The organism is Reyranella sp. GW821-FHT14A01 (assembly GCF_058803965.1).
The window spans coordinates 77711-99854 of the sequence record NZ_JBXAPM010000019.1; the positions used below are offsets into that span (position 1 = coordinate 77711).

At 65.5% G+C, this 22144-nt stretch carries 25 protein-coding genes; 14 read left to right on the top strand and 11 right to left on the bottom strand.

The features are described from left to right. Positions 1–47 precede the first annotated feature (47 nt). Complete coding sequence (locus AC1ROX_RS27595) at positions 48–1013, bottom strand: D-2-hydroxyacid dehydrogenase (RefSeq protein ID WP_493131356.1); 966 nt, start codon at positions 1011–1013, stop codon at positions 48–50. Positions 1014–1174: 161 nt separating this feature from the next. Next, the gene (locus AC1ROX_RS27600) at positions 1175–1921 is read right to left on the bottom strand and encodes an SDR family NAD(P)-dependent oxidoreductase (protein WP_493131358.1); all 747 of its coding nucleotides are present in this window, start codon (positions 1919–1921) and stop codon (positions 1175–1177) included. Between the two features lie 163 nt (positions 1922–2084). Here AC1ROX_RS27600 and AC1ROX_RS27605 point away from each other — a divergent pair, with 163 nt between their 5' ends. From AC1ROX_RS27605 to AC1ROX_RS27625, 5 genes are all read left to right on the top strand, one after another. Then, positions 2085–2471, top strand: coding sequence for a hypothetical protein (locus AC1ROX_RS27605; RefSeq protein ID WP_493131360.1), 387 nt, complete (start codon positions 2085–2087; stop codon positions 2469–2471). Positions 2472–2549: 78 nt separating this feature from the next. Continuing rightward, entirely contained in the window at positions 2550–3545 is a 996-nt protein-coding gene (locus AC1ROX_RS27610; RefSeq protein WP_493131362.1) for a Bug family tripartite tricarboxylate transporter substrate binding protein, read from the top strand. 187 nt (positions 3546–3732) lie between these two features. Then, entirely contained in the window at positions 3733–4824 is a 1092-nt protein-coding gene (locus AC1ROX_RS27615) for an NAD-dependent epimerase/dehydratase family protein (protein WP_493131364.1), read from the top strand. A 94-nt stretch (positions 4825–4918) separates the two neighbouring features. Continuing rightward, entirely contained in the window at positions 4919–5842 is a 924-nt protein-coding gene (gene ppk2, locus AC1ROX_RS27620) for a polyphosphate kinase 2 (RefSeq protein ID WP_493131366.1), read from the top strand. After that, positions 5842–8178, top strand: a complete 2337-nt coding sequence (locus AC1ROX_RS27625; RefSeq protein ID WP_493131368.1) for an Orn/Lys/Arg family decarboxylase — start codon at positions 5842–5844, stop codon at positions 8176–8178. Before ppk2 ends, AC1ROX_RS27625 begins: the two co-directional genes overlap by 1 nt. On the opposite strand, the gene AC1ROX_RS27630 is transcribed toward AC1ROX_RS27625, so the two are convergent. Continuing rightward, the gene (locus AC1ROX_RS27630) at positions 8160–8744 is read right to left on the bottom strand and encodes a GNAT family N-acetyltransferase (RefSeq protein WP_493131369.1); all 585 of its coding nucleotides are present in this window, start codon (positions 8742–8744) and stop codon (positions 8160–8162) included. The two genes, AC1ROX_RS27625 and AC1ROX_RS27630, sit on opposite strands and share 19 nt — an antisense overlap. A 308-nt stretch (positions 8745–9052) precedes the next feature. Between AC1ROX_RS27630 and AC1ROX_RS27635 the strand changes: the two genes are divergently transcribed. Beyond that, complete coding sequence (locus AC1ROX_RS27635; protein WP_493131370.1) at positions 9053–9355, top strand: ArsR/SmtB family transcription factor; 303 nt, start codon at positions 9053–9055, stop codon at positions 9353–9355. 61 nt (positions 9356–9416) lie between these two features. Next, positions 9417–10427, top strand: a complete 1011-nt coding sequence (locus AC1ROX_RS27640; protein ID WP_493131371.1) for a zinc-dependent alcohol dehydrogenase family protein — start codon at positions 9417–9419, stop codon at positions 10425–10427. Here AC1ROX_RS27640 and AC1ROX_RS27645 read toward each other — a convergent pair. Then, on the bottom strand, positions 10382–11251 hold the full coding sequence (locus AC1ROX_RS27645) for a LysR family transcriptional regulator (RefSeq protein ID WP_493131372.1): 870 nt from the start codon (positions 11249–11251) through the stop codon (positions 10382–10384). The two genes, AC1ROX_RS27640 and AC1ROX_RS27645, sit on opposite strands and share 46 nt — an antisense overlap. An 81-nt stretch (positions 11252–11332) precedes the next feature. Between AC1ROX_RS27645 and dapA the strand changes: the two genes are divergently transcribed. Further along, positions 11333–12235, top strand: a complete 903-nt coding sequence (dapA, locus tag AC1ROX_RS27650; RefSeq protein WP_493131374.1) for a 4-hydroxy-tetrahydrodipicolinate synthase — start codon at positions 11333–11335, stop codon at positions 12233–12235. Between the two features lie 99 nt (positions 12236–12334). On the opposite strand, the gene mscL is transcribed toward dapA, so the two are convergent. Both mscL and AC1ROX_RS27660 read right to left on the bottom strand, forming a co-directional pair. Then, positions 12335–12757: a large conductance mechanosensitive channel protein MscL gene (gene mscL / locus AC1ROX_RS27655; protein ID WP_493131376.1), complete on the bottom strand. Its 423-nt coding sequence runs from the start codon at positions 12755–12757 to the stop codon at positions 12335–12337. Between the two features lie 22 nt (positions 12758–12779). Beyond that, complete coding sequence (locus AC1ROX_RS27660) at positions 12780–13718, bottom strand: AEC family transporter (protein WP_493131378.1); 939 nt, start codon at positions 13716–13718, stop codon at positions 12780–12782. A 126-nt stretch (positions 13719–13844) separates the two neighbouring features. Here AC1ROX_RS27660 and AC1ROX_RS27665 point away from each other — a divergent pair, with 126 nt between their 5' ends. The 4 genes from AC1ROX_RS27665 to AC1ROX_RS27680 all read left to right on the top strand — a co-directional run bounded on the left by AC1ROX_RS27665 (position 13845) and on the right by AC1ROX_RS27680 (position 16518). Continuing rightward, on the top strand, positions 13845–14207 hold the full coding sequence (locus tag AC1ROX_RS27665) for a hypothetical protein (protein WP_493131380.1): 363 nt from the start codon (positions 13845–13847) through the stop codon (positions 14205–14207). Between the two features lie 73 nt (positions 14208–14280). Continuing rightward, entirely contained in the window at positions 14281–15144 is an 864-nt protein-coding gene (locus AC1ROX_RS27670; RefSeq protein ID WP_493131382.1) for a sulfurtransferase, read from the top strand. Positions 15145–15158: 14 nt separating this feature from the next. After that, positions 15159–15452, top strand: a complete 294-nt coding sequence (locus AC1ROX_RS27675) for a DUF1330 domain-containing protein (protein ID WP_493131384.1) — start codon at positions 15159–15161, stop codon at positions 15450–15452. Beyond that, positions 15445–16518: a hypothetical protein gene (locus tag AC1ROX_RS27680; protein ID WP_493131386.1), complete on the top strand. Its 1074-nt coding sequence runs from the start codon at positions 15445–15447 to the stop codon at positions 16516–16518. Before AC1ROX_RS27675 ends, AC1ROX_RS27680 begins: the two co-directional genes overlap by 8 nt. Here AC1ROX_RS27680 and AC1ROX_RS27685 read toward each other — a convergent pair. From AC1ROX_RS27685 to groES, 4 genes are all read right to left on the bottom strand, one after another. Beyond that, positions 16470–16886, bottom strand: coding sequence for an NUDIX hydrolase (locus tag AC1ROX_RS27685; protein WP_493131388.1), 417 nt, complete (start codon positions 16884–16886; stop codon positions 16470–16472). The two genes, AC1ROX_RS27680 and AC1ROX_RS27685, sit on opposite strands and share 49 nt — an antisense overlap. Beyond that, a complete protein-coding gene (locus tag AC1ROX_RS27690) occupies positions 16883–17416 on the bottom strand; it encodes a hypothetical protein (protein WP_493131390.1) in 534 nt (177 codons plus the stop codon). Before AC1ROX_RS27690 ends, AC1ROX_RS27685 begins: the two co-directional genes overlap by 4 nt. Before the next feature lie 100 nt (positions 17417–17516). After that, positions 17517–19157, bottom strand: a complete 1641-nt coding sequence (gene groL, locus AC1ROX_RS27695; RefSeq protein ID WP_493131392.1) for a chaperonin GroEL — start codon at positions 19155–19157, stop codon at positions 17517–17519. A gap of 52 nt (positions 19158–19209) precedes the next feature. Then, positions 19210–19524: a co-chaperone GroES gene (groES, locus tag AC1ROX_RS27700; RefSeq protein ID WP_493131394.1), complete on the bottom strand. Its 315-nt coding sequence runs from the start codon at positions 19522–19524 to the stop codon at positions 19210–19212. A gap of 279 nt (positions 19525–19803) precedes the next feature. Here groES and AC1ROX_RS27705 point away from each other — a divergent pair, with 279 nt between their 5' ends. Further along, positions 19804–20070 carry an usg protein gene (locus tag AC1ROX_RS27705; RefSeq protein ID WP_493131396.1) on the top strand — a complete coding sequence of 89 codons (267 nt, stop codon included), beginning with the start codon at positions 19804–19806 and terminating at the stop codon, positions 20068–20070. Positions 20071–20101: 31 nt separating this feature from the next. Then, a complete protein-coding gene (locus tag AC1ROX_RS27710) occupies positions 20102–21079 on the top strand; it encodes a Bug family tripartite tricarboxylate transporter substrate binding protein (protein ID WP_493131398.1) in 978 nt (325 codons plus the stop codon). 51 nt (positions 21080–21130) lie between these two features. Here the strand turns inward: AC1ROX_RS27710 and AC1ROX_RS27715 are convergent, their stop codons facing one another. Further along, positions 21131–22102: an NAD(P)H-dependent flavin oxidoreductase gene (locus tag AC1ROX_RS27715; RefSeq protein ID WP_493131400.1), complete on the bottom strand. Its 972-nt coding sequence runs from the start codon at positions 22100–22102 to the stop codon at positions 21131–21133. Positions 22103–22144: the final 42 nt, after the last annotated feature.

The window sequence follows — 22144 nt, forward strand, 5'->3', positions numbered from 1 at the left end:
CGCTTCATGGGAGCGCGCCACTGGAGTGGCGCGCTCCCATGAGCCCCTCAGTAGCCCGCGGTACGGTCGACCACTTCCTTGAGGGGCTCGCCGTCGAGGAAGCGCTTCAGGTTCTCGACGAACAGCCGCGACACGAAGCGGTCGCGCTGCGGATGCGGTCCGCCGATATGCGGCAGCACGATGATGCCCGGTGCCGTCCAGAACGGATTGTCGGCCGGCAACGGCTCCTGCCGGAAGACGTCGAGCAGTGCGCCGGCGATCTTCTTGTCCCTGGTCGCGGCCATGAGATCGGCATCGTTGACGATCTGGCCGCGGCCGAAGTTCAGCAGCCAGGCCGAGGGCTTCATCTTCGCCAGCCGCTTCGCGTCGATGAAGTTCTCGGTGTCCGGCGTTGCCGGCAACAGCAGCAGCACGAAGTCGGACTGCGCCAGCACCTCGTCGGTCTGTTCCGGCGCCAGCACCTCGGCCACGTTCGGGATGCGCGTCGGCCGGCGCTTGGTACCGATCACATGCATGCCGAGCGCGACGGCGATGCGCGCCACCTCCTGGCCGATCGCGCCCAGGCCCAGGATGCCGAGCGTCTTGCCCGTCAGCGGCTGGGCCACCGTATGGACCCACTTGCTCTGCTTCTGGTTTTCCGCGACCTGCGCGTAGGGCTTGGCGACATGGAACAGCGCACCGATGATGTTCTCCGGCATCGATTCGGTGTGCGTGCCGCGCGCGCAGGTGAGCGTGAGGCCTGACGGCAGGTCGGGCAGCGCCAGCCAGTTGTCGACGCCGGCGCTCATCGCCTGTGCCCAGCGCAGCCTGGGCATGGTGGGCAACAGGCCTGTCGGCACTGCGCCCGCCATCATCGCCTCGGTGCGCGCGAGTTGCTCGGCCGATGGCTTCTCCTTGCGCGGCAGCGTGTCGACGGCGACCCGGTCGGCGAGGCCCGCCGCCTGGATCGCATCGAGATAAGCCGCCGAAGAGTCCGTCCAGAGCAGGACGTGAGCGCGGTTGGTGGAGGTCATCGACGGAAGCTCCTCAAGGAATGCGGTGCGGGATCAGGGCGCAATTCTTGGGCCAGCACCCGCCTGAAAGCCAGAAAAACCGGGCCTATCCGCTTCACATGAAAGGAAAAGGCCGGCGCAATGGCCGGCCTTGCCCTCGGGCGTTGCCGCTCGACGTTGGCTCAGAGCCCCTGCCCGCCCGCGACCGCGATGGACTGGCCGGTCACCCAGGAGGCGAACGGCGAGGCAAGGAACAGCGCAACGTTCGCCACTTCCTCGGCATGGCCCATGCGGCCGAACGGGATCGAGGCCAGCGTGCCGTTGTAGAGCGCGGGATTGTCGGTCTTGCGCTTGTCCCAGACGCCGCCGGGAAACTCGATCGAGCCCGGCGCGATGCAATTCACGCGGATGCGGTCCTTGGCATACATCGCCGCCTGGGTGACCGTGTAATGGATCACCGCCGCCTTGATGGCGCCGTAGGGCGGCTGGCGCGCCGCCGGATGCAGGGCCGAGATCGAGGAGATGTTGATCACGTTGCCTTGCGACTTCTTCAGTTCCGGCAGGGCCTCCTGCGTCGCATGCACGATGGAGAGCATGTCGACCGCGAGATTGCTGGTCCAACCCTTGTCGTCGTCCGAGGAGCCGAAGGCCGAGGCATTGTTGATCAGGACGTCGACGCCGCCGAGAGCCTCGATCGCCTCGCGGACATAGCCGCGCACGGCATCGCCGCGCGCCAGGTCGGCGCTGGCGGTGTGAGTCTTGTGGCCGTGCCTGGCGAGTTCGGCGCGGGTTTCCTCGAGCGTCTTGGGATCGCGCGCGCAGATCGAGACGTCGCCGCCGCACGCCGCGAAGCCCATGGCGATGGCCTTGCCGATGCCCCGGCTGCCCCCGCAAACGATCGCCTTCTTCCCCGTGAAATCCAGTTTCATCGCATCACTCTCCTTTTGCGGCCGCCACCGTGGCGGCCGCTGTCCGTCAAATCAAGCACACGACAATCAATACGAAATCGTCGTGGAGAATACCCGCATCCGCAGCCATCATGCGATGCAGGCGCCGACAAAGGCGTGACACGGGAGATCGAGCAGGGTGCGGATGCTTGGGACGCTTCTGGCGTCGGTGGTACTACCCTCGTTGCCTGTTGCCAGTGCGCTGGCCGCCAATGATCCGGTCACCGGCGTCGACGTCATCATCCGCAGCAAGGCTGACGGCCGCGTCATCATCGAAACCGTCACCGATACTCGCGGCACTTTCCTGGTGAAGGAGATCCGTCCGGGTCTCTACAGCATCGAGGCGGGAGCCAAGCTTCCCCTGGCGCTGCTGAAGCGCAGCGGCGGCTGGAACATTGCGCTGATCCCCGTCGCCGCCAAGGCAGCCAAGCCGCAAAAGCATCGCGCAAAGCCGACGACCAAGGGCATGCAGGTCGACATCACCGTGCCCGAGGGCACGACGATCTCCTACACGGTGATCGTCACCGACTAGCCCATCGCCGTATTGAACAGCGGAACGACTCCGCTAGACTGCCTCCCAATCAAGAAAACATTGGAGGCTACGTTCAAGATGACCAAAGTCATGATTCCGCGCCGGCGTGCGCTTCTTCTGTCCGGCGGCGCACTCGCCGCCCCGATGATCGCGTCGGGCGTTGCCCGCGCCCAGAGCGACTGGCCCAACCGGCCGGTGAAATACATCGTGGTGTTTCCCGCCGGCGGCCCGACCGACACGCTGTCGCGCATCGTCTGCCAGGAACTCTCCGAACTCACGGGCCAGCAGTTCATCATCGAGAACCGCGCCGGCTCCGGCGGCAATATCGGCGCCGACGCCATCGCCAAGTCGGCGCCCGACGGCTACACGATCGGCCTCTACACGATCGCCGCGCACGCCATCGCGCCGACGCTCTACACCAAGCTGCCGTTCGATGCGGGCAAGGACTTCACCGGTGTCGCCATGCTGTGGGCCGTGCCCAACATGCTGATGACGCGGCTCGACTTCCCGGCCAACACGATCCCCGAACTGATCGCGCTGGCGAAGGCCAATCCGGGCAAATATTCCTTCGCCTCGTCGGGCGCCGGCACCAGCCCGCATCTCACCGGCGAGATGTTCAAGCAGATGGCCGGGGTCAACCTGCTGCATGTCCCCTACAAGGGCAGCGCGCCGGCGCATCAAGACATCCTCGCGGGCCAGGTCGACATGATGTTCGACAATATCCCCGGCCCGCTCGGCCTGATGAAGGGCGGCAAGGTGAAGGGCTTCGCGGTGACCTCGAAGGAGCGTCATCCCGCGGTGCCCGACAAGCCGACCTTCGCGGAATTCCTGCCGGGCTTCGAGATCACCTCGTGGGGCGGCGTCTGCGCGCCGGCCGGCGTGCCGCCGGCCATGGTCGAGAAGCTCTCGGCGCTCACCAAACAGGCGCTGCAGAAGCCCAGCGTGAAGGCCGCCTTCGACCAGCAGGGCGCCACCCAGATCTGGATGACGCCGACCGACACCGCCGCCTTCCGCGCCGCCGAGGAAAAGAAGCTCGCGCCCGTCATCAAGGCGTCGGGCGCCAAGGTCGAGTAGCGGCTCGCACCGTCACTGTAGCTCTCCCCCTCCGGCCTGCGGCCACCTCCCCCGTATGACGGGGGAGGCAAGTTCAATTTCAAACATCTCCCCCGTCAAACGGGGGAGGCCGGGAGGGGGAAAGCAACGGACGAGGTCCGAGCCAGCGCGTTTGCTCACTCGACCTCATGCGCTACGCTGACCACGCATGAAAAAGAAAGTCCTGGTCGCCGGGGCCACGGGTCTCGTCGGCTATGCCGCCATGAAACACTTCGCCACCGTCGAGGGCTGCGAGGTGATCGCCGTGTCGCGGCGCCGGCCGGACGAGACCTATGGCGCGCGCTGGCTGCCGCTCGATCTCACCGACACGTCGGCCTGCGAGACGCTGGCATCCGAACTGGCGGGCGTCACGCACCTTGCCTATGCCGCGCTCTACGAGCGGCCCGGGCTGGTCGCGGGATGGCAGGAAGACGAGCAGATCCGCACCAACGACCTGATGCTGCGCAACCTGATGGCGCCGCTCGAACGCGCGGCGCCCGGGTTGCGGCACGTGGCACTTCTGCAGGGCACCAAGGCCTATGGCGTGCATGTCCGCCCGCTCACCGTGCCGGCGCGCGAGAACCGCTCGGAGATGCACGAGCAGCCCAACTTCTACTGGAACCAGGAGCGTTTCCTGCGCCAAAGCCAGACCGGCAAGGGCTGGAGCTGGTCGATCCTGCGGCCCGTCCTGATCGTGGGCGATTCGGTCGGCAGCGCCATGAACGTGATCCCCGCGCTCGGCGTCTATGCCGCCTTCATGCGCCGGGCCGGCAAGACGGTGCTCGACTATCCGGGCGGCGTCGGTCGCGTGGCGCAGGCGGTCGATGCCGATCTGCTGGCCCGCGCCATCGCCTGGTCGGGCGAGGCGGCGACCGCGCGCAACGAGATCTTCAACGTCACCAACGGCGATGTCTTCGTGTGGCCTAATGTCTGGCCCGCCATCGCCGAGGCGCTGGGCTTCGCCCCGGGCGCCCACGTGCCCCTGTCGCTCGACCGCGAGATCCGGCCCCGCGAGGGCGAATGGGCCGAGATCCGCGCCGCCTACAGGCTGAAATCCGGCACGCTGCGGGAGTTCGTCGGCCTGTCGTTCGAATATGCCGACTACACGATGGGCTTCGGGCGCACGGAGCCGGGTCCGGCGGCGCTCGTGTCGACCATCAAGCTGATGCAGGCCGGCTTCACCGAGGTGATGGACACCGAGGCAATGTTCCGGAAATGCTTCGCGGCGATGCAGGAAAAGGGGCTGCTGCCGCGTCCCTGAAGGCTCACTTGATGAAGTAGCCTGCCTGTCGTGAAATTGTCATATGCGCCCCTCACTTTCCCGGCCACTTTGAAGCGCGATGGAGGGCTTGGGCATGCAAAGCGAACTGGACGACAAGGCGCTGGAAGATCGCGTCCGCCGGGAATTGGCCGACAGCATCGACGAGGATCTCGAGCTCGAACTGGGCGACGAAATGCTAGCCCGCCTGCCCGAGCATGGCGACGGCGACCTGCCGCAGAACGACGGCATCGACCGCAAATTCTATTTCACCGAGCTGCTGCGGCTGCAGCGCGAGCTGATCAAGCTGCAGGACTGGGTGATCAGCCAGAAGCTCAAGGTCGTCGTCCTGTTCGAGGGTCGCGATGCCGCCGGCAAGGGCGGCGTGATCAAGCGCGTGACACAGCGGCTGAACCCGCGCGTCTGCCGCACCGTCGCCCTGTCGGCGCCGTCCGAGCGCGAACGCACCCAGTGGTATTTCCAGCGCTATATCAGCCACCTGCCGGCGGCCGGTGAAATCGTGCTGTTCGACCGCAGCTGGTACAATCGCGCCGGCGTCGAGCGGGTCATGGGCTTCTGCAAGGAAAGCGACGTCAAGGACTTCTTCGACACGGTGCCCGAATTCGAGCGCATGCTCGTGCGGTCCGGTATCATCCTGGTCAAATACTGGTTCTCGATCACCGACCAGGAGCAGAACATGCGGTTCCTGATGCGCATCCACGATCCGATGAAGCAGTGGAAGCTCTCCCCCATGGACCTGGAGTCCCGGCGGCGCTGGGAGGAATACACCAAGGCCAAGGAAGAGATGCTGGCCCGCACGCACATCCCGGAGGCGCCGTGGTGGGTGGTCGAGGGCAACAACAAGCGCCGCGCGCGCCTCAATTGCATCCACCACCTCTTGCAGCAAGTGCCGTATAAAGACGTCGAACACCAGCCGATCGTCCTGCCGCAGCGCGAGCACAAGCCCGACTATGCGCGCACGCCGGTCGCTCCCGAACTCTACGTACCGGCGGTCTACTGATGGATTTCTTCAGGCGCTTCACTTTCCTCATCTGCGCTCCGGCCTTCGATGCCGACGATCTCGAAGGCCACAGGCTCGGCGAGATCACGGTCTCGATCGAGCGGATGGGCTTCCAGGTCGTGCGGGCCCGCCGGGTCGAAGATGCCGAGATGGTGGTGCAGACCGATGCCGCCATCGGCTGCATGGTCGTGGACTGGGGCAAGAAGGGCCTGGACGGCAAGGCCGCCGCGATGATCAACATGATGCGGCGGCGCGGGCTGGAGATGCCCATCGTCATCCTGGTGCGCCGCAAGCGGCTGGAGGACATCCCGGTCGAGGTGATGGACTATATCGACGGCTACATCTTCCTGTCGGAGGAGACGCCTGAGTTCATCGCCAAGAACCTGGTCAGCCGGCTGAAGCAGTATGCCGAGACGCTGAAGACGCCGTTCTTCGGCGAGCTGGTCGACTATGCCGAGGAAGGCAACCAGCTCTGGACCTGCCCCGGCCACAATGGCGGCATCTTTTATAACCGCAGCCCGATCGGCCGGATATTCGTCGAGCATCTGGGCGAGGCGGTGTTCCGCGACGACCTCGACAATTCGGTGCTCGACCTCGGCGACCTGCTGGTCCACGAGGGTCCGGCGCTGAAGGCGCAGAAGGAAGCGGCCGTCATCTTCGGGGCGGAGAAGACCTACTTCGTGCTGAACGGCACCTCGTCCTCCAACAAGATCGTGCTGCAGGCGCTGGTCGCGGAAGGCGACCTCGTCCTGTTCGACCGCAACAACCACAAGGCCGCGCATCACGGTGCGCTGTTCCTGGGCAACGGCATCCCGATCTATCTCGAGACCGACCGCAATCCGCACGGGATGATCGGGCCGATCTACCACGAGGCACTCGACGAGACCGCGATCCGCGAGAAGATCCGCACCAATCCGCTGGTCCAGGACAAGGAAGCGTGGAAGCGCAAGCGGCCGTTCCGCGTCGCCGTCATCGAGCAGTGCACCTACGACGGCACGATCAACGACGCGCGCCTGATCGTCGAGAAGATCGGCCATCTCTGCGACTACATCCTGTTCGACGAGGCCTGGGCGGGCTTCATGAAGTTCCATCCACTCTATGCCGGCCGCTTCGCCATGGGCCTCAGCGACCTCGGCCCCGAGAGCCCCGGCATCATCGCCACGCAGTCGGCGCACAAGCAGCTCGCGAGCTTCAGCCAGGCCTCGCAGATCCACGTCCGGGATCGCCACATCAAGGGCCAGCAGCGGCGCATCGAGCATCGCCGCTTCAACGAATTCTTCATGCTGCACGCCTCGACCTCGCCCTTCTATCCGATCTTCGCCTCGCTCGATGTCGGCGCGCAGATGATGAAGGGGCGTTCGGGCGAAGTGCTGTGGGACGACACGATCCGGCTCGGCATCGAGATCCGCAAGAAGATGCGCGCCATCCGCCGCGAGTTCGAGGACAAGGAACGCGACTTCGCGCGCCGCTGGTTCTTCGAGCCCTTCATCCCCAACCGCGTCACGGTCGGCGGCCGCGAGCAGGCCTGGGAGGATGTCCCGACCGACGACCTCGCCGTCGACGCGCGCTACTGGGAGCTGGCGCCCGGCACGCGCTGGCACGGCTTCCAGCACGTGGCACCTGGCTATGCGATCACCGACCCCAACAAGCTGATGGTGTTGACGCCGGGCTTCGACCGCGAGACCGGCCGCTATGCCGGCCACGGCATCCCCGCCCCCGTGGTGGCGCAGTATCTGCGCGAGAACCAGGTCGTGCCGGAGAAGAACGACCTCAATTCGCTGCTCTTTCTGATGACGCCGGGTGTCGAGTCGAGCAAGGCCGGCACCTTGCTCAGCGCGCTCGTCACCTTCAAGCGGCTGCACGACGAGAACGCGAAGCTCGAGGACGTGATCAGCGAGTTCGTGCGCCGGCGGCCGGCGCGCTATGCCGGCATGCGCCTGCGCGACCTCTGCGCCGAGATGCATGCCTTCTTCCGCGAAAGCAACGTCAGCCTGCTGCAGCGCGCGCAGTTCATGCCCGAGCACCTGCCGGAGCCCGCCATGGCGCCGCACGAGGCGGTCCGCCAGCTGGTGCGCAACAATGTCGACTATGTCCCCATCGCCGAGGCGGCGGGACGCATCGCCACCACCATGTTCGTGGTCTATCCGCCCGGCATCGCCAGCATCGTGCCCGGCGAGCGGCTCGACGAGCGGGCCAAGCCGATGCTCGACTACCTGCTGATGTTCGAGAAGTCGGCCAACCTGTTCCCCGGCTTCGACGTCGAGATCCAGGGCATCTATCGCGAGATCGACAAGGACGGGCGCGTGCGCTTCTACACCTACGTGGTGCGCGAGTAGACGATCTCGACCGGCGGCGTGCTGGAGCCCGCGCCGATGGCGCGCTGCATCAGGACGCTGTCGGCCCACTTGCCGTACTTGAAGCCGACGCCTTCCAGCAGGCCGGCGCGGCGAAAGCCATGTGTTTCGTGCAGGCTGAGTGACGCGACATTGTCGGCGTCGATATAGGCGAACATCTGGCGATAGCCCGCGCCGGCGCAGGCCTCGATCAGCGCCGGCAGGAGCAGGCGGCCGATCCCGGTGGAGACATGATCGGGATGGACGTAGATCGAATGCTTGACCGCATAGCGATAGGCGGGACGCTTGCGAAACGGCACCGCGTAGGCATAGCCCACGACCACACCGTCGCGCTCGGCCGCGAGATGCGGGAGGCGCCGCCGCAGCATGTTCTTGCGCCGCCGCTTGATGTCGTCGGCCTGGGTCGGCTCGATATCGATGTCGCCCAATCCATGCGTGATGTGGTGCGTGTAGATCGCAATCATGGCCGGCACGTCGTTTTCGGTCGACGGCCGCACCACGACCGCGCCCCGCGGCTTGTCGAGCACGGACTCGCTCGTCGCTGACATCACCCGATCCTCCTCCTGAGATGCCCGGATCAAACACGCCTCCATGACCGTTTCATGTCAGCAAAAAAATGAGGGCCCGGAGAGTTGTTACACTCTCCAGGCCCCCAGACGCCCCCTCTAAACTCGCTGGCCGCCGCGGCGATGGTCTCGAACCGCGTCATTCCATGCGCGCGAAGATACGGGCCGGCTCGGGTCCGGCACAGGGGGCGCTTGGTATCAATTGTTGGGTTGGGTCGGATCGACATTCCGCAGACAGGGCCGCCGCTCGGGCGAATTGACATATCGGTAAATATCGATATAATCGGGATATGGATTTGCTCGAGATATTCAAAGCCCTCTCAAACCGTACCCGGCTTGAAATCCTGAAGGGTTTGAAGGATCCCGCGAAGAACTTCCCGCCGCAGGATGAAGGTGACGTTCTGACGGTAGGAGTCTGCGTCAGCAGTATTCAGGAAGGAGTCGGACTGTCGCAGTCGACGGTGTCCGACTATCTCGCGACGCTGCAACGAGCAGGCCTGGTCGAAGTCAGGCGCATCGGTCAGTGGACCTACTACAAACGGAACGAAGCAACCATCAGTGCTCTCGCCAAGATCATCGGCAAGGAACTGTAAGTTTTTGCCTCGTAACATCGATAATTCTCGATATTCCTTTTTAACGAAGCGAGGAAGTGCCATGAAAGCGTTGAGGCTCAAATCGTTTGGCGGCCTGGAAGCGTTCGAACTTTGCGACGTGCCCAAGCCTGTGCCGGACACGGGACAAGTCCTGGTCCGGGTGCAGGCCACCTCGATCAATCCGCTGGATTACCAGGTCCGGCGTGGCGACTATTCCGAGCTGGTGCCACTACCGGCCATTACTGGACACGACGTATCCGGCGTTGTCGAAGCGGTCGGGCCGGGTGTGACGGCTTTCTCTCCGGGAGACGAAGTCTGGTACACGCCGCAGATATTCGGCGGGCCGGGAAGTTATGCCGAGTACCACGTCGCTGCCGAAGGAATTGTCGGGAAGAAGCCTCCCTCGCTGAGCCATCTCGAGGCCGCAAGCCTGACCCTGGTTGGCGGGACGGTGTGGGAAGCATTGGTCGTGCGGGCGGCGCTACGCGTGGGCGAAAGCATTCTGGTGCATGGCGGCGCGGGCGGGGTCGGCCATGTGGCGATCCAACTCGCAAGATCCATGGGAGCAAGAGTGTTCACGACCGTGCGTGAAGCAAACTTCGAGTTCGCCCGAAGTTTGGGTGCGGACATTGTGATCGACTACGCAAACGAGGATTATGTCGACGCGGTCATGCGGGAAACGGGTGGCCGTGGTGTCGATGTCGTGTTCGACACGATTGGCGGCAACACATTGTCGCGCAGCCCCGACGCGCTCGCACAGCTGGGCCGCGTCGTCACGATCGTGGACATTGCCCAGCCGCAAAACCTCGTTCAGGCCTGGGGCAAGAACGCGAGTTATCACTTCGTCTTCACGAGACAAAACCGTGGCAAGCTCGATGAGTTGAGCGCATTGGTGGAGCGCGGTCAGTTGCGGCCGCACGTGGGCGCTATCTACCCGCTTGCCGACATTCCGCTCGCCCATGCCCGGCTGGAGACCCCCAACAACGGTTTGCGAGGAAAAATCGCGATAGCCGTCGGGCCTTCGGCTCATCTCGCAAGGGCGGACTTTCCGGAGAAACTTGCCCGCACGTGATCGGCCAGATCGCGCGCGGCGGGACCGAGGCCCGGCGGCGCATAGAGGTTGATGCGGAATTCGGGCAGCGACGGCAGCTTGGCCTCGCGGCCCAGGATCACGAAGCGCTCGGGCACCGAGGAGCGCAGCAATGGCGCCACCGCGAGGCCCGCTTCCAGCACGGCATAGACCGGCTCCAGCCGGCTCACTTCGCAGACCGCGCGCCAGTCGCGCCGCGCCTTGCCCAGCGCCTCGACGGCGACGGGGCGGAACACGCAGGTCGGTGCCCCCAACGAGACCGGCAGCGGGTCCTTGAGATGGGCATCGCCGTCGGCCGCGCCGACCCAGACCAGTCGGTCGGTGCGCAGGGTCTCGCCGTGGCGACCGCACTCGGTCTCGGTCGTCATGGCGAGATCGACGCCGCCCGACTTCAGCTCCTCGCGGATCACCCGTGAATCCTCGCAGACCAGGCTGACCCGCACCCTCGGCTGCGCCTTGGCGAAGCGCCGCAGGATCGCCGGCACGAAGCTGCCGATGATGTCGTAGGGCACGCCGAAACGGACCTCGCCCTCGAATTGCGGCGCGCGCATCGACGACCAGACCTCGTCGTTCATCGCCACCAGGCGCCGCGCCTGTTCGAGCAGCCGCTCGCCCGCCGGCGCCAGCGCGAGCCCGCGGCCCTGGCGCATGAACAGGCGGCAGTCGAGCGCCTCCTCCAGCCGCTTGATCTGCTGGCTGGCGGCGGCCTGGCTCATACCGAGTGCCGCTGCCGCGCGCGTGACGCCGCCCGCTTCGACGACGGTGAGGAAGGCGCGCACCAGCGCCAGATCGAGATCCTTGCGCATGGACTATATATAATCATTTCCGAACGATCTTATCCAAAACATTCGTTTTTGTTATTTATCGGCCGGCCGTACCGTGGCGCCATGACCACGAAGATCACGACCACGAAGATTTCAGGCCTCTGGCTGCCGCTCATCACGCCGTTCAAGGACGGCGCCATCGACTTTGCGAGCTACGACCGGCTGGTGAATCACTACATCGCCAAGGGCGTCGACGGGCTGCTGCCGCTCGGCACGACCGGTGAATCGCCGGCGCTCGATGAGGACGAGATCGCCGCCGTGATCGAACGCACGCTGGCCGTTGCCGACGGCCGCGTGCCGGTGTTCGCGGGCGTCGGCGGCAACGCCACGGCCAAGGTCGAGAAGGAGTTGAAGCGGCTGCGCCACCTGCCGATCGCCGGCATCCTGTCGGTCTGCCCCTACTACAACCGGCCGAGCCAGGACGGGCTGATCGCGCACTTCCGGCGCATCGCCGCGGCCACCGACCGCGACGTCGTGATCTACAACATCCCCTATCGCACGGCCGTGAATCTCTCCAACGACTCGCTGCTCGAGCTGGCCGAGGCGCCGAACATCGTGGGCGTGAAGGACAGTTCCGGCAGCGTCGAGCAGTCGCTCGAACTGCTGCGCCGCAAGCCGTCCGACTTCGCCGTGCTGACCGGCGAGGATGCGCTGTTCTTCACCATGCGCGCCAACGGCGCCGAAGGCGGCATCCTGGCGGCAAGCCATCTGATGACCGAGGGCTTCGTCGAGGTCGAGCGCTGCTTCAGGGCCAACGACCTCGTGGGCGCGCGCAAGGCCTGGGCACCGCTCGCCGGCTTCGTGCCGATGCTGTTCGCCGAAGCCAACCCGATGCCGATCAAGCATCTCCTGTGGCGGCAGGGGCTGATCGCCTCACCGGAATGCCGGCTGCCGCTCACGAAAATCTCCGACGGGCTGGCCCGTCGCCTTGACGCCGTCTTCGCCGAGAAGAAGGCGGCCGAATAGACTCATTGGAGCGCGCAACTCCAGTTGCGCTCATGTCTTTCTGATCGATGAAGCTTGAGCGCAACTGGAGTTGCGCGCTCCAATGCCAGGCTTCGTAACCTAACGGCGGCTGCGCAGGAGATCGCGGATCTCGGTCAGCAGCTCCTGCTCCTTGGTCGGCGGCGCGGGCGGGGGCGGCGCGGCCTCCTCCTGCTTGATCACGCGGTTCATGCCCTTGATCACCAGGAACAGCACCCAGGCGATGATGAGGAAGTTCACCGTCACCGTGAGGAAGGTGCCGTAGCCCAGCGTGGCTCCGGCCTTCTTGGCGGCATCGTAGGTGGAGGCCTGGCTGGCGGCCGGCGTAAGGCCGATGAAGTAGTTGGTGAAGTCGAGGCCGCCGGCGATGCGGCCGATGATCGGCATGATGATGTCGCCGACCAGCGAGTCGATGATCTTGCTGAAGGCGGCGCCGATGATCACGCCGATGGCGAGATCCACGACGTTGCCACGCATCGCGAACTTCTTGAATTCCTGAAGCATGGGTCTTCTCCCCTTGTTGTCGTCAGGTTACGCGCAGCCACACAAGCAAAGCAGAAACGGTGACCACCGAGAAGGCCGTCGACAGCAGAACGGAGGCCGTGTTCTGCTCGACCGACACGTCGAACTGCTTGGCGAGCACGAAGGCATTGGCGGCGGTCGGCAGCGAGGCCATCAGCAGCGCCACCTTGCCCGCAATCGAATCGATCGGCACGAAGAAAGGCAGGATCAGCAGCGCCGCCAGCGGCTGCAGCAGGAGCTTGATCAGGGTGGCGAGCCCCGCCTCGGCAAGGCCGCTCTTGATCGACTTGTCCGACAGGAAGAGCCCGATGGCGAACAGCGCGCAGGGCGCCGCGGCGGCCCCCATGAGATCGAGCCATTTCTCGACCGGGACCGGAATCGGCACGCCGATCCACGAAGCCACGATGCCGAGCGCGATCGAGACCGGCAGCGGATTGCGTGCCACGTTGAAGGCGGCGCGCAGGAAGGTGCGCACCGGGCCGTGGCCCGCCGCGACCTCGAGTTCGATCAGCATGACGCCGAACACCATCGAGACCACGGCCGTCACGATCACCGTGAGCATGGCCGGCGGCAGGCCCTGCTCGCCGAAGGCCGCCAGGCAGAGCGGCACGCCCATGTAGCCGACATTGCCCCAGGAGGCGGCGATGCCCTGCAGGCTCATGGCCGCGAGCCCGCCTCGCGAAACCAGCCGCGTGGTGATCATGCCCACGACGAAGGTCGCGACCACGGCGATGCCGAAGCCCGCCATCAGGCTGGGATCGAGCACGGCGGCCACCGGCGTGCGCGCCAAGGTCCCGAAGAACAGGACCGGCAGGGCGAAGTAGCTCACGAAGGCGTTGAGCGCCGTGGTCGCCTCGGGCCCCAGGATGCGCCAGCGGCCGGCCAGGAAGCCCGCCAGGATGACACCGAAGATCGGGAAGGCGACGTTCAGAATAGCCTGCACGGGTCGTCCGATTGCAGTTGCACTAACCCATTAAGAATTTGACATAAACGGTACAAATCCCATAGCATTTTAGCATATATCGAGGCCGCACCCGTCCCCTCACCGCAAGCGGCCCGGGAGATAATCATGCGTCTATTGATCGCCAGCATGGCCGCCCTGGCTGCGGTCGCGTTCGCCGCCCCGTCCTTCGCGCAGGACGAGACGATGCCTGCCCCCACCCCGTCGACGACCGCCAAGCCGAAGGCCGCCTCCGCAGCCTCCTGCAACAAGATCAAGAGCAGCTCGCAGCGCAGCGCCTGCCTGAAGAAGGTCCAGGTCGCCAAGGCGCAGCCGTCGAAGAAGACGAAGAAGACCACCACCACCCCGGCCGCGCCGAAGTCGCCCGACGTCGGCCAGCTGAGCCCGCCGGCCAGCACGCCGGCGCCGACGACGGCCAACCCGTCTTCCGGCCCGGTCAGCGTTCCGCCGCTGCCGTCGAAGACGATCTAGTTTCGATTTGAGTTAGCGCGCCTCCCCCGGGAACCGCGCTAGTCTCCGCTCTCCCTGAAGCCGGGAGAGCGACATGGCCCATTCGGCCAATCTGATTTCGACCGACGACCTCGCCCGCCAGCTCGGCGCGCCGGCGCTTCGCGTCTTCGACTGCACCACCTACCTGAAGCCCGGACCCGACGGCCGCTACATCGCCGAAAGCGGCCGCGCCAACTACGACAAGGGCCACATCCCGGGCGCGGCCTATCTCGACCTGCAGGCCGATCTTTCCGACAAAAGCTCGACGCTGCGCTTCACCCTGCCGTCGCTCGAAGAGCTTACGAAGGCCTTCGCGGCCAAGGGCGTGGGCCACGGCACATTCGTCGTCCTCTACAGCCATGCCTCGCCGGTCTGGGCGAGCCGCATCTGGTGGATGCTGCGCGCCGTCGGCTTCGACGAGGTGGCGATCCTCGACGGCGGCCTCGACAAGTGGAAGGCCGAAGGCCGCCCGCTCTCGACCGAGCCCGCCACCCATCCGCCGGCGACGCTGTCGCTGCGCGGCCGGCCCGAGATCTTCGTCGACAAGGACGCGATCAAGGGCGCGATCGGCGATGCCTCGACCCTGACCCTCAATGCGCTCAGCCACGACCAGCACTCTGGCGCCGGCGGCGTGGTCTACGGACGGGCGGGACGCATTGCCGGCTCGTCCTGCGTGCCGGCGGCCAGCCTGTTCGGACCGGACAAGGCGCTGAAGCCGATCGCCGACCTGCGTGCCGCCTTCGAGGGCGTCGGCGCGGCGCCCGACAAGCGCGTGCTGGTCTATTGCGGCGGCGGCATAGCCGCCACGCTCGACGCTTTCGTGCTCACGGCGCTCTTGGGTCACAGGAACGTCTCGGTGTACGACAATTCCATGCAGGAATGGGCCAACGATCCGGCCCTGCCCATGGAAACAGGCTGACGAGGGAGGAAAACGTGACGGCCTACATAATCGTCGAGATCGACACCAAGGACGAAGAGCTGATGGCGGAGTACCGCAAGCACACGCCGGGCCTCGTCTCCAAGTTCGGCGGCAAGTTCATCGTGCGCGGCGGCCACTGCACCAGCCTCGAAGGCGGCTGGACACCGGCGCGCGTCGTGGTGCTGGAATTCCCCGACCGCGCCAAGGCCGAGCGCTTCTATCATTCGGAAGAGTACGCACCGGTTCTCGCGATGCGGCTGAAGGCCGGCCATTCGAAGGCAATCCTGATCGACGGCCATCATGGTTGAGGCACGGGGGGCTGAGGCGGCCGCTTACAGGGCGGTCGGCACGCTCTACAATGCGCTGATGACGGCGCTGGTCCTCGGCCTCGTCTCGCGGCGCGGCAGCGATACGGCGCGCGAGTACATCTTCCGCCACTTCCGCAAGCAGCATCTGGAGAAGTTCAAACCGGGCCTGCAGAAGCTCGGCCTCGCGGGCGAGAAGGACGCGCCGGCCTGCGCGCTCTATCATTATCATTCCAACGCGCTGGGCGGCGTGAAGACCGGCTATCTTCGCGAGAGCGACAGCAAGGCCTGGGTGCGCTATCCGCCGCCGCGCTGGATCTGGAAGGGCACCGCCATCGCCGCCGTGCCGCACGAAGTGTCGGCGGCCTTCCTGCACGGCTGGCACGGCCATAACGGCATCTCGCTGAACAATCCGGGCCTCGGCTTCGTCTGCACCGGCATGACGGTCGACGGCAAGCCCGGCCTCGAAGGCTACTATTACGATTACGGCCGTCCCCTGAAGGAGGAGGAGCGCGTGCGCTTCGCCTACGACGAGGAGATGCCGCGCATCGACTGGAAGACGCAGCCGAAGCTCGAGACCGCGAACTGGCCCGAGGAGCGCCGCCTGCGCACCTTCCGCTCCTACGCGATGGGCTATGTGCAGACCATGCTGCCGGTGCTGCAGGACCTGCTCGGGCCGAAGGACGCGCAGACCGAGATGGGCCGCGTGGCGCGCCTGGTCGGGCTGCAGTTCCACGAGGAGACGGCGCGCGACCTCGACCTGCCGACCGACGTCGAGACCGGCGACCTCGAGAGCGCCCGCCTGTTCGCCCGCTGGCTGGCCGCGATCCTCGCCGCCGAGGGCGAAGAGGTGGTCACCGAGGAAAAGGACGGCGCGGTCACCGTGCGCATGGACGGCTGGAAGCTCGCCCGCGAGCTTCAGCTCGCCGCTCCGCTGGCCGGCTTCGACGCCTGGAACGAACTGTGGCTCGGCGCCGCCGCGGCGCACGACCGATTCCTGAAGGTCGAGACGAGCCGCAGCTACGGCGACAAAGGCTGGCAGGCAGCCTGGCGGATCGCGCCGAGATAGCCCGCCGGCAACACGCGCCCGGCGACCCGCTCGCCGAGCACCGTGAGTTCGATCCAGCTCGCTTCGTGATGTTCATGGCTGAGGGCAATCGTGCCCTCCGCTTCGAGCGCGCAGGCATAGGCCACGATGCGCACGACGCGCTGCGGCAGCACTTCGAACAGATGCTCGTCGACAAGCGCACCGACCGCGACCGCCAGCCCCGTCTCCTCGCGCATCTCGCGGATCAGCGCCGCGCGATGATCCTCGCCCGGATCGGGCCGGCCACCCGGCAGATCCCACTCGTTCCGTTCGTTGAGCAACAACAGGACGCGGCCGTCGTGGATCAGCACGCCCTTCACGGACACGGGGTAGGAAGCGCTACCGGTCAATAAGGCTGCCCTCTGAGCCAACGACGATACGTCAGAGCGCGCGCCGCCGCTTGATCGCGTCCGCACCGCGCAGGCGCATCGATTCTGTCAGTGCCCATGCCCGGTTGAATCCGGGCGAACTCGCAGTCCTTGCCCTGCTCCCAGGCTTCGTGCGCCTGCTTCAAAGCAGGAACGACAGGCTCGTATTCGACGCCGGTCTGTACTTTGCTCTCCTCCGCATCATGCTTCGTGTAACGGGCAATCAGAGCCGCAAACGCATCCTGCGTGAGCTTGAACCAGATCTCGGCCTCCGCGGAGGCGCAGAACATTCGTTTATGGGGCTGATAGGTGTCTTCGGTACTGATCATGCAGTTTCGCGTTTCTATGCCGATGCACTGGTGAGTGATGTCCGTGCCGGTTTGAAGCAGAGACGCTTCGGCCGCCTCGATACAGCTCACGATCGACGTCTCGCTGGCCTTGTAGTCTTGAGCCTCGCGAGCGTTGGCGGGCAACGCGAGCAACACACCAGCAGCCACCCAGAGCCATCGCATGTCTTCAGCCCTCCCGCTGGCTGGAACTATACAACCTCCCAAAAGAAAAGGCCGGGGATCGCTCCCCGGCCTTTCCGCATTTCTTCGAGAAGAATGGACTTTAGAAGTCCATGCCGCCCATGCCGCCGTCGCCACCCGGCGGCATCATCGGGGCCTTCTTCTCCGGCTTCTCGGCGATCATGGCTTCCGTCGTGACCAGCAGGCCGGCCACCGAGGCGGCGTCCTGCAGGGCGGTACGGACGACCTTGACCGGATCGATGATGCCGGACTTGATCATGTCGACATAGTCGCCCTTCTGGGCGTCGAAGCCGAAGTTCGAGTCCTTCTGCTCGAGCATCTTGCCCGCAACGACGGCGCCGTCGTAGCCGGCGTTCTCGGCGATCTGGCGGACGGGCGCCTGCAGCGCACGACGCACGATCTCGATGCCGACCTTCTGGTCGTCGTTGCCGGTACGGATCTTGTCCAGCGCGCGGATCGCGTAGAGCAGGGCCGAACCGCCGCCGGCGACGACACCCTCTTCCACCGCAGCCTTGGTGGCGTGCATGGCGTCGTCAACGCGGTCCTTCTTCTCCTTCACTTCGACTTCGGTGGCGCCGCCGACCTTGATGATCGCAACACCGCCGGCGAGCTTGGCCAGGCGCTCCTGGAGCTTCTCGCGGTCGTAGTCCGAGGTGGTCTCCTCGATCTGCGCGCGGATCTGGCTGATGCGGGCCTGGAGGTCCGCCTTCTTGCCCGAGCCGTCGACGATCGTGGTGTTTTCCTTCTCGACCAGGACCTTCTTGGCCTTGCCGAGCATGTCGAGCGTGACGTTCTCGAGCTTGATGCCGAGGTCCTCGGAGATCAGCTGACCGCCGGTCAGGATCGCCATGTCCTCGAGCATCGCCTTGCGACGGTCACCGAAGCCCGGCGCCTTGACGGCGGCGATCTTCAGGCCACCACGCAGCTTGTTCACGACCAGGGTCGCCAGGGCCTCGCCCTCGACGTCCTCGGCGATGATCAGCAGCGGCTTGCCCGACTGAACGACGGCCTCGAGCACCGGCAGCATCGCCTGCAGGCCCGACAGCTTCTTCTCGAACAGCAGGATGTACGGCGAGTCGAGCTCGGCGATCATCTTGTCGGCGTTGGTGATGAAGTACGGCGAGAGATAGCCGCGGTCGAACTGCATGCCCTCGACGACGTCCAGCTCGGTGTCCAGGCTCTTGGCCTCTTCCACCGTGATGACGCCCTCGTTGCCGACCTTCTTCATGGCTTCGGCGATCATCTTGCCGATCGACTTGTCGCCGTTGGCCGAGATGGTGCCGACCTGAGCGACTTCGTCCGTGCCCGTGATCTTCTTGGCGCGCGCCTTGATGTCCTCGACGGCCGCCTCGACCGCGAGGTCGATGCCGCGCTTGAGGTCCATCGGGTTCATGCCGGCCGCGACCGACTTCACGCCTTCGCGCACGATCGCCTGGGCGAGAACGGTCGCCGTCGTCGTGCCGTCGCCGGCGATGTCGTTGGTCTTCGAGGCCACTTCGCGCACCATCTGGGCGCCCATGTTCTCGAACTTGTCGGCGAGCTCGATCTCCTTGGCGACGGTGACGCCGTCCTTGGTGATGCGCGGCGCGCCGAACGACTTGTCGATGACGACGTTACGGCCCTTGGGGCCGAGTGTGACCTTCACCGCGTCGGCGAGAATGTCGACGCCGCGCAGCATGCGCTGGCGGGCGTCGGCGCTAAAGCGGACTTCCTTGGCTGCCATTTTCTATTCCTCTCGAATGTTGTGATTGATTCGGATGATGGGAGGCGGCGCCTTAGGCGGCCTTCTTCATCGAGGCGGAGCCTTCGATGATGCCCATGATGTCGGATTCCTTCATGATCAGGAGATCCTGGCCGTCGATCTTGATCTCGGTGCCCGACCACTTGCCGAACAGGACGCGGTCGCCCTTCTTGACGTCGAGCTCGACCAGGTTGCCCTTCTCGTCGCGGGCGCCCGGACCGACGGCGACGATCTCGCCTTCCATCGGCTTTTCCTTGGCCGTGTCGGGAATGATGATCCCGCCCTTGGTCTTGCCTTCTTCCTCGACGCGCTTGACCACGACTCGGTCGTGAAGCGGACGGAACTTCATGGTTCTTCCTCCAGTGATCGATTGACCTGCACGACCGGACGGCCGCGGCGAATGGATTGCTGTCAGCACTCACACGGGGTGAGTGCCAATGGCGCACGGGATTTAGGGTTGTAGGCAGCCTGAGTCAAGGCAGCCTGCAAAAGGTTCCGAAAGTAGGTTCGCACTAGCAGCAATCGACCACGAGTGCTGCTAACTCTTTGATCTGGAACGATTTTTGCTGATTTCCCGGCAAGGGTGCGTGACTATTCCTACAGGCGCACCGTGTCAAGGAGAGCCTAAATGGATCGCAGTTTTGTTGCGCAGCTCAATAACTATCGCATCACGACCGCTGAAATCCTCTACTGGATGCCCGATCACAAGCACGTCCTGCAGAGCTTCCTCTGGCAGAATCTCGATCTGGCCCCTCGTTTCCCCGCCCTGACGAAGTTTCTCGATTTCTGGGACCGCAATCTCGACGGCAAGCTGCACAAGGTGACCGTCGCCAACACGCAGCTCATCAAGCCGGCCGAATTCACATTCGCATCAGGTCTTTATCAGCTTCATTGACGGGCAGCCGCTGGCGGTCTCCGCTGGCGGGATGAAACGGAGAAACGCTCTCGCCCTGCTGGGCACCCTGCCGCTTGCGTCGGCGGTCCCTTCCCTGGTCCGCGCGCAGGACACCAACTGGCCGACCAAACCGGTGCGCGTCGTCGTGCCGTTCGGGCCCGGCGGCTCGGGCGACATCGTCTCGCGCATCGTCGCCCACGAGGTCGAGAAGATGGCGGGGCAGACCTTCATCATCGACAACAAGCCCGGCGCGACGGCGATGATCGGCACGGCGATCGTCAAGAACGCGCCGGCCGACGGCTATACGCTGCTGCACGGCTCGACCTCGAGCCTCGCGGCCAATCCCAGCCTCTACAAGCAGATGACCTACGATCCCGACGACTTCACCACGGTCGCGGTCGACGGCACGATCCCGGGCTTCATGCTGGTGGCGAAGGACGCGCCGTACAAATCGGTGAAGGAATTCGTCGCTTGGGCCAAGGCGCAGCGGGAGCCGGTCTTCTCGGGCTTCGGCAACACCTCCTCGCGCGTGCCCTCGGCGCTGTTCGCCGAGCGCAGCGGCGTGAAGTTCGAGGAGGTCGCCTACAAGGATGCGGTGCCCGCGATCCAGGACCTGATCGGCGGACGCATCCACGTCACCTTCCCCGACATCGTCATCGGCGAGAGCTATGTGCGCTCGGGCCAGGTGCGCGCCCTTGCCGTGACATCGGCGCAGCGCGCGCCGCAATATCCCGATCTCGAGGCGATCGCCGAGACCTATCCCGACTTCGAGGCGATCGCGTTCCTGTCGTTCACGGTGCGCAAGGAAGTGCCGGTCGAGATCCAGCGCAAGCTCGCCGGCTGGGTGATGGCCGCGCTGCACAAGCCCGAGGTGCACAAGCGCCTGATCGAGATCGGCATCACGCCGCCGCCGCCCGACTGGGACATCGCCCGGGCCGACGCCTTCGTGAAGCGCGAACGCGAGCTTTGGACGAAGTACATCAAGCTCGCGAAGATCGAACCGCAGTAAGCTGGGGGCGCGCCACTCCAGTGGCGCGATCGTGCCTCCAGAAATGACGCGTCACTGGAGTGACGCGCCCCCAGCGGCCACATACTCATCCACTGTCCGCTCGACCAGCTCGGCGACCGACGGCACGTCGGCGACACCCGAAACGGAGTGGCCGGCACTCCAGATGTCCTTCCAGCGCTTGGCGTCGGGCCGGTCGCGCTCGGCGGCGTTGATGTCCTTGGCGATGTCGATGCTGCCGCGCACCGGCAGATTGTCTGGATCGAGACCGGCTGCGGCGATCGACGGCCGCAGCATGTTGGTCTCAAGCCCGGTGAAGGCGCGCGTCAGCAGCACGTCGTCGAGCCGGCTCGACACCAGCATCTGCTTGTAGGCGTCCTTGGCCAGGCTCTCGCGTGTCGCGATGAACTTGGTGCCCATGTAGGCGAGGTCGCAACCCAGGACTTCGGCCGCCGCAACCGCATGACCGTCGGCCATGCCGCCCGCCATCACGACGATCCCGTCCCAGAACTTCCGCACCGCCCGCACGAAGGCGAAGGGATTGACCCATCCGGTCTGTCCGCCCGCGCCGGCCGTGAGCAACACCAGCCCGTCGACACCTGCCGCGACCGCCTTCTCGGCGTGACGCACCGAGGCCACGTCGGCCAGCACGAGGCAGCCCGCATCCTTCAACGGTTTCATCACGGGCTCGGGCGAGCCGACCGAGGTGATGACGATCTCGGCCTTGTGACGCAGCACGGCCGCGAGATCGTCGGGCACGCGCGGGTTGGAGCGATGCACGATCAGGTTGGGGCACCAGGGCGCCGGTGCACGTCCTTCCGTATCGGCAGCGCGCTTTGCATCTTCGACCATGCCCGCCAGCCAGACGTCGAGCTCCTCGACGGTGCGGCAGTTGGCGGTCGGGAACGAGCCGATGACACCGGCGCGACAGGCCGCCGTCACTAGGGCAGGACCGGAGACCAGGAACATCGGCGCCGCGATCAGCGGCAGGCGAAGACGATCACGAAGGGAGGCGGGCAAGGACATGGCGCGAGCTTAGCTCAGCGCGGGACGGCGTGAACCACCGTC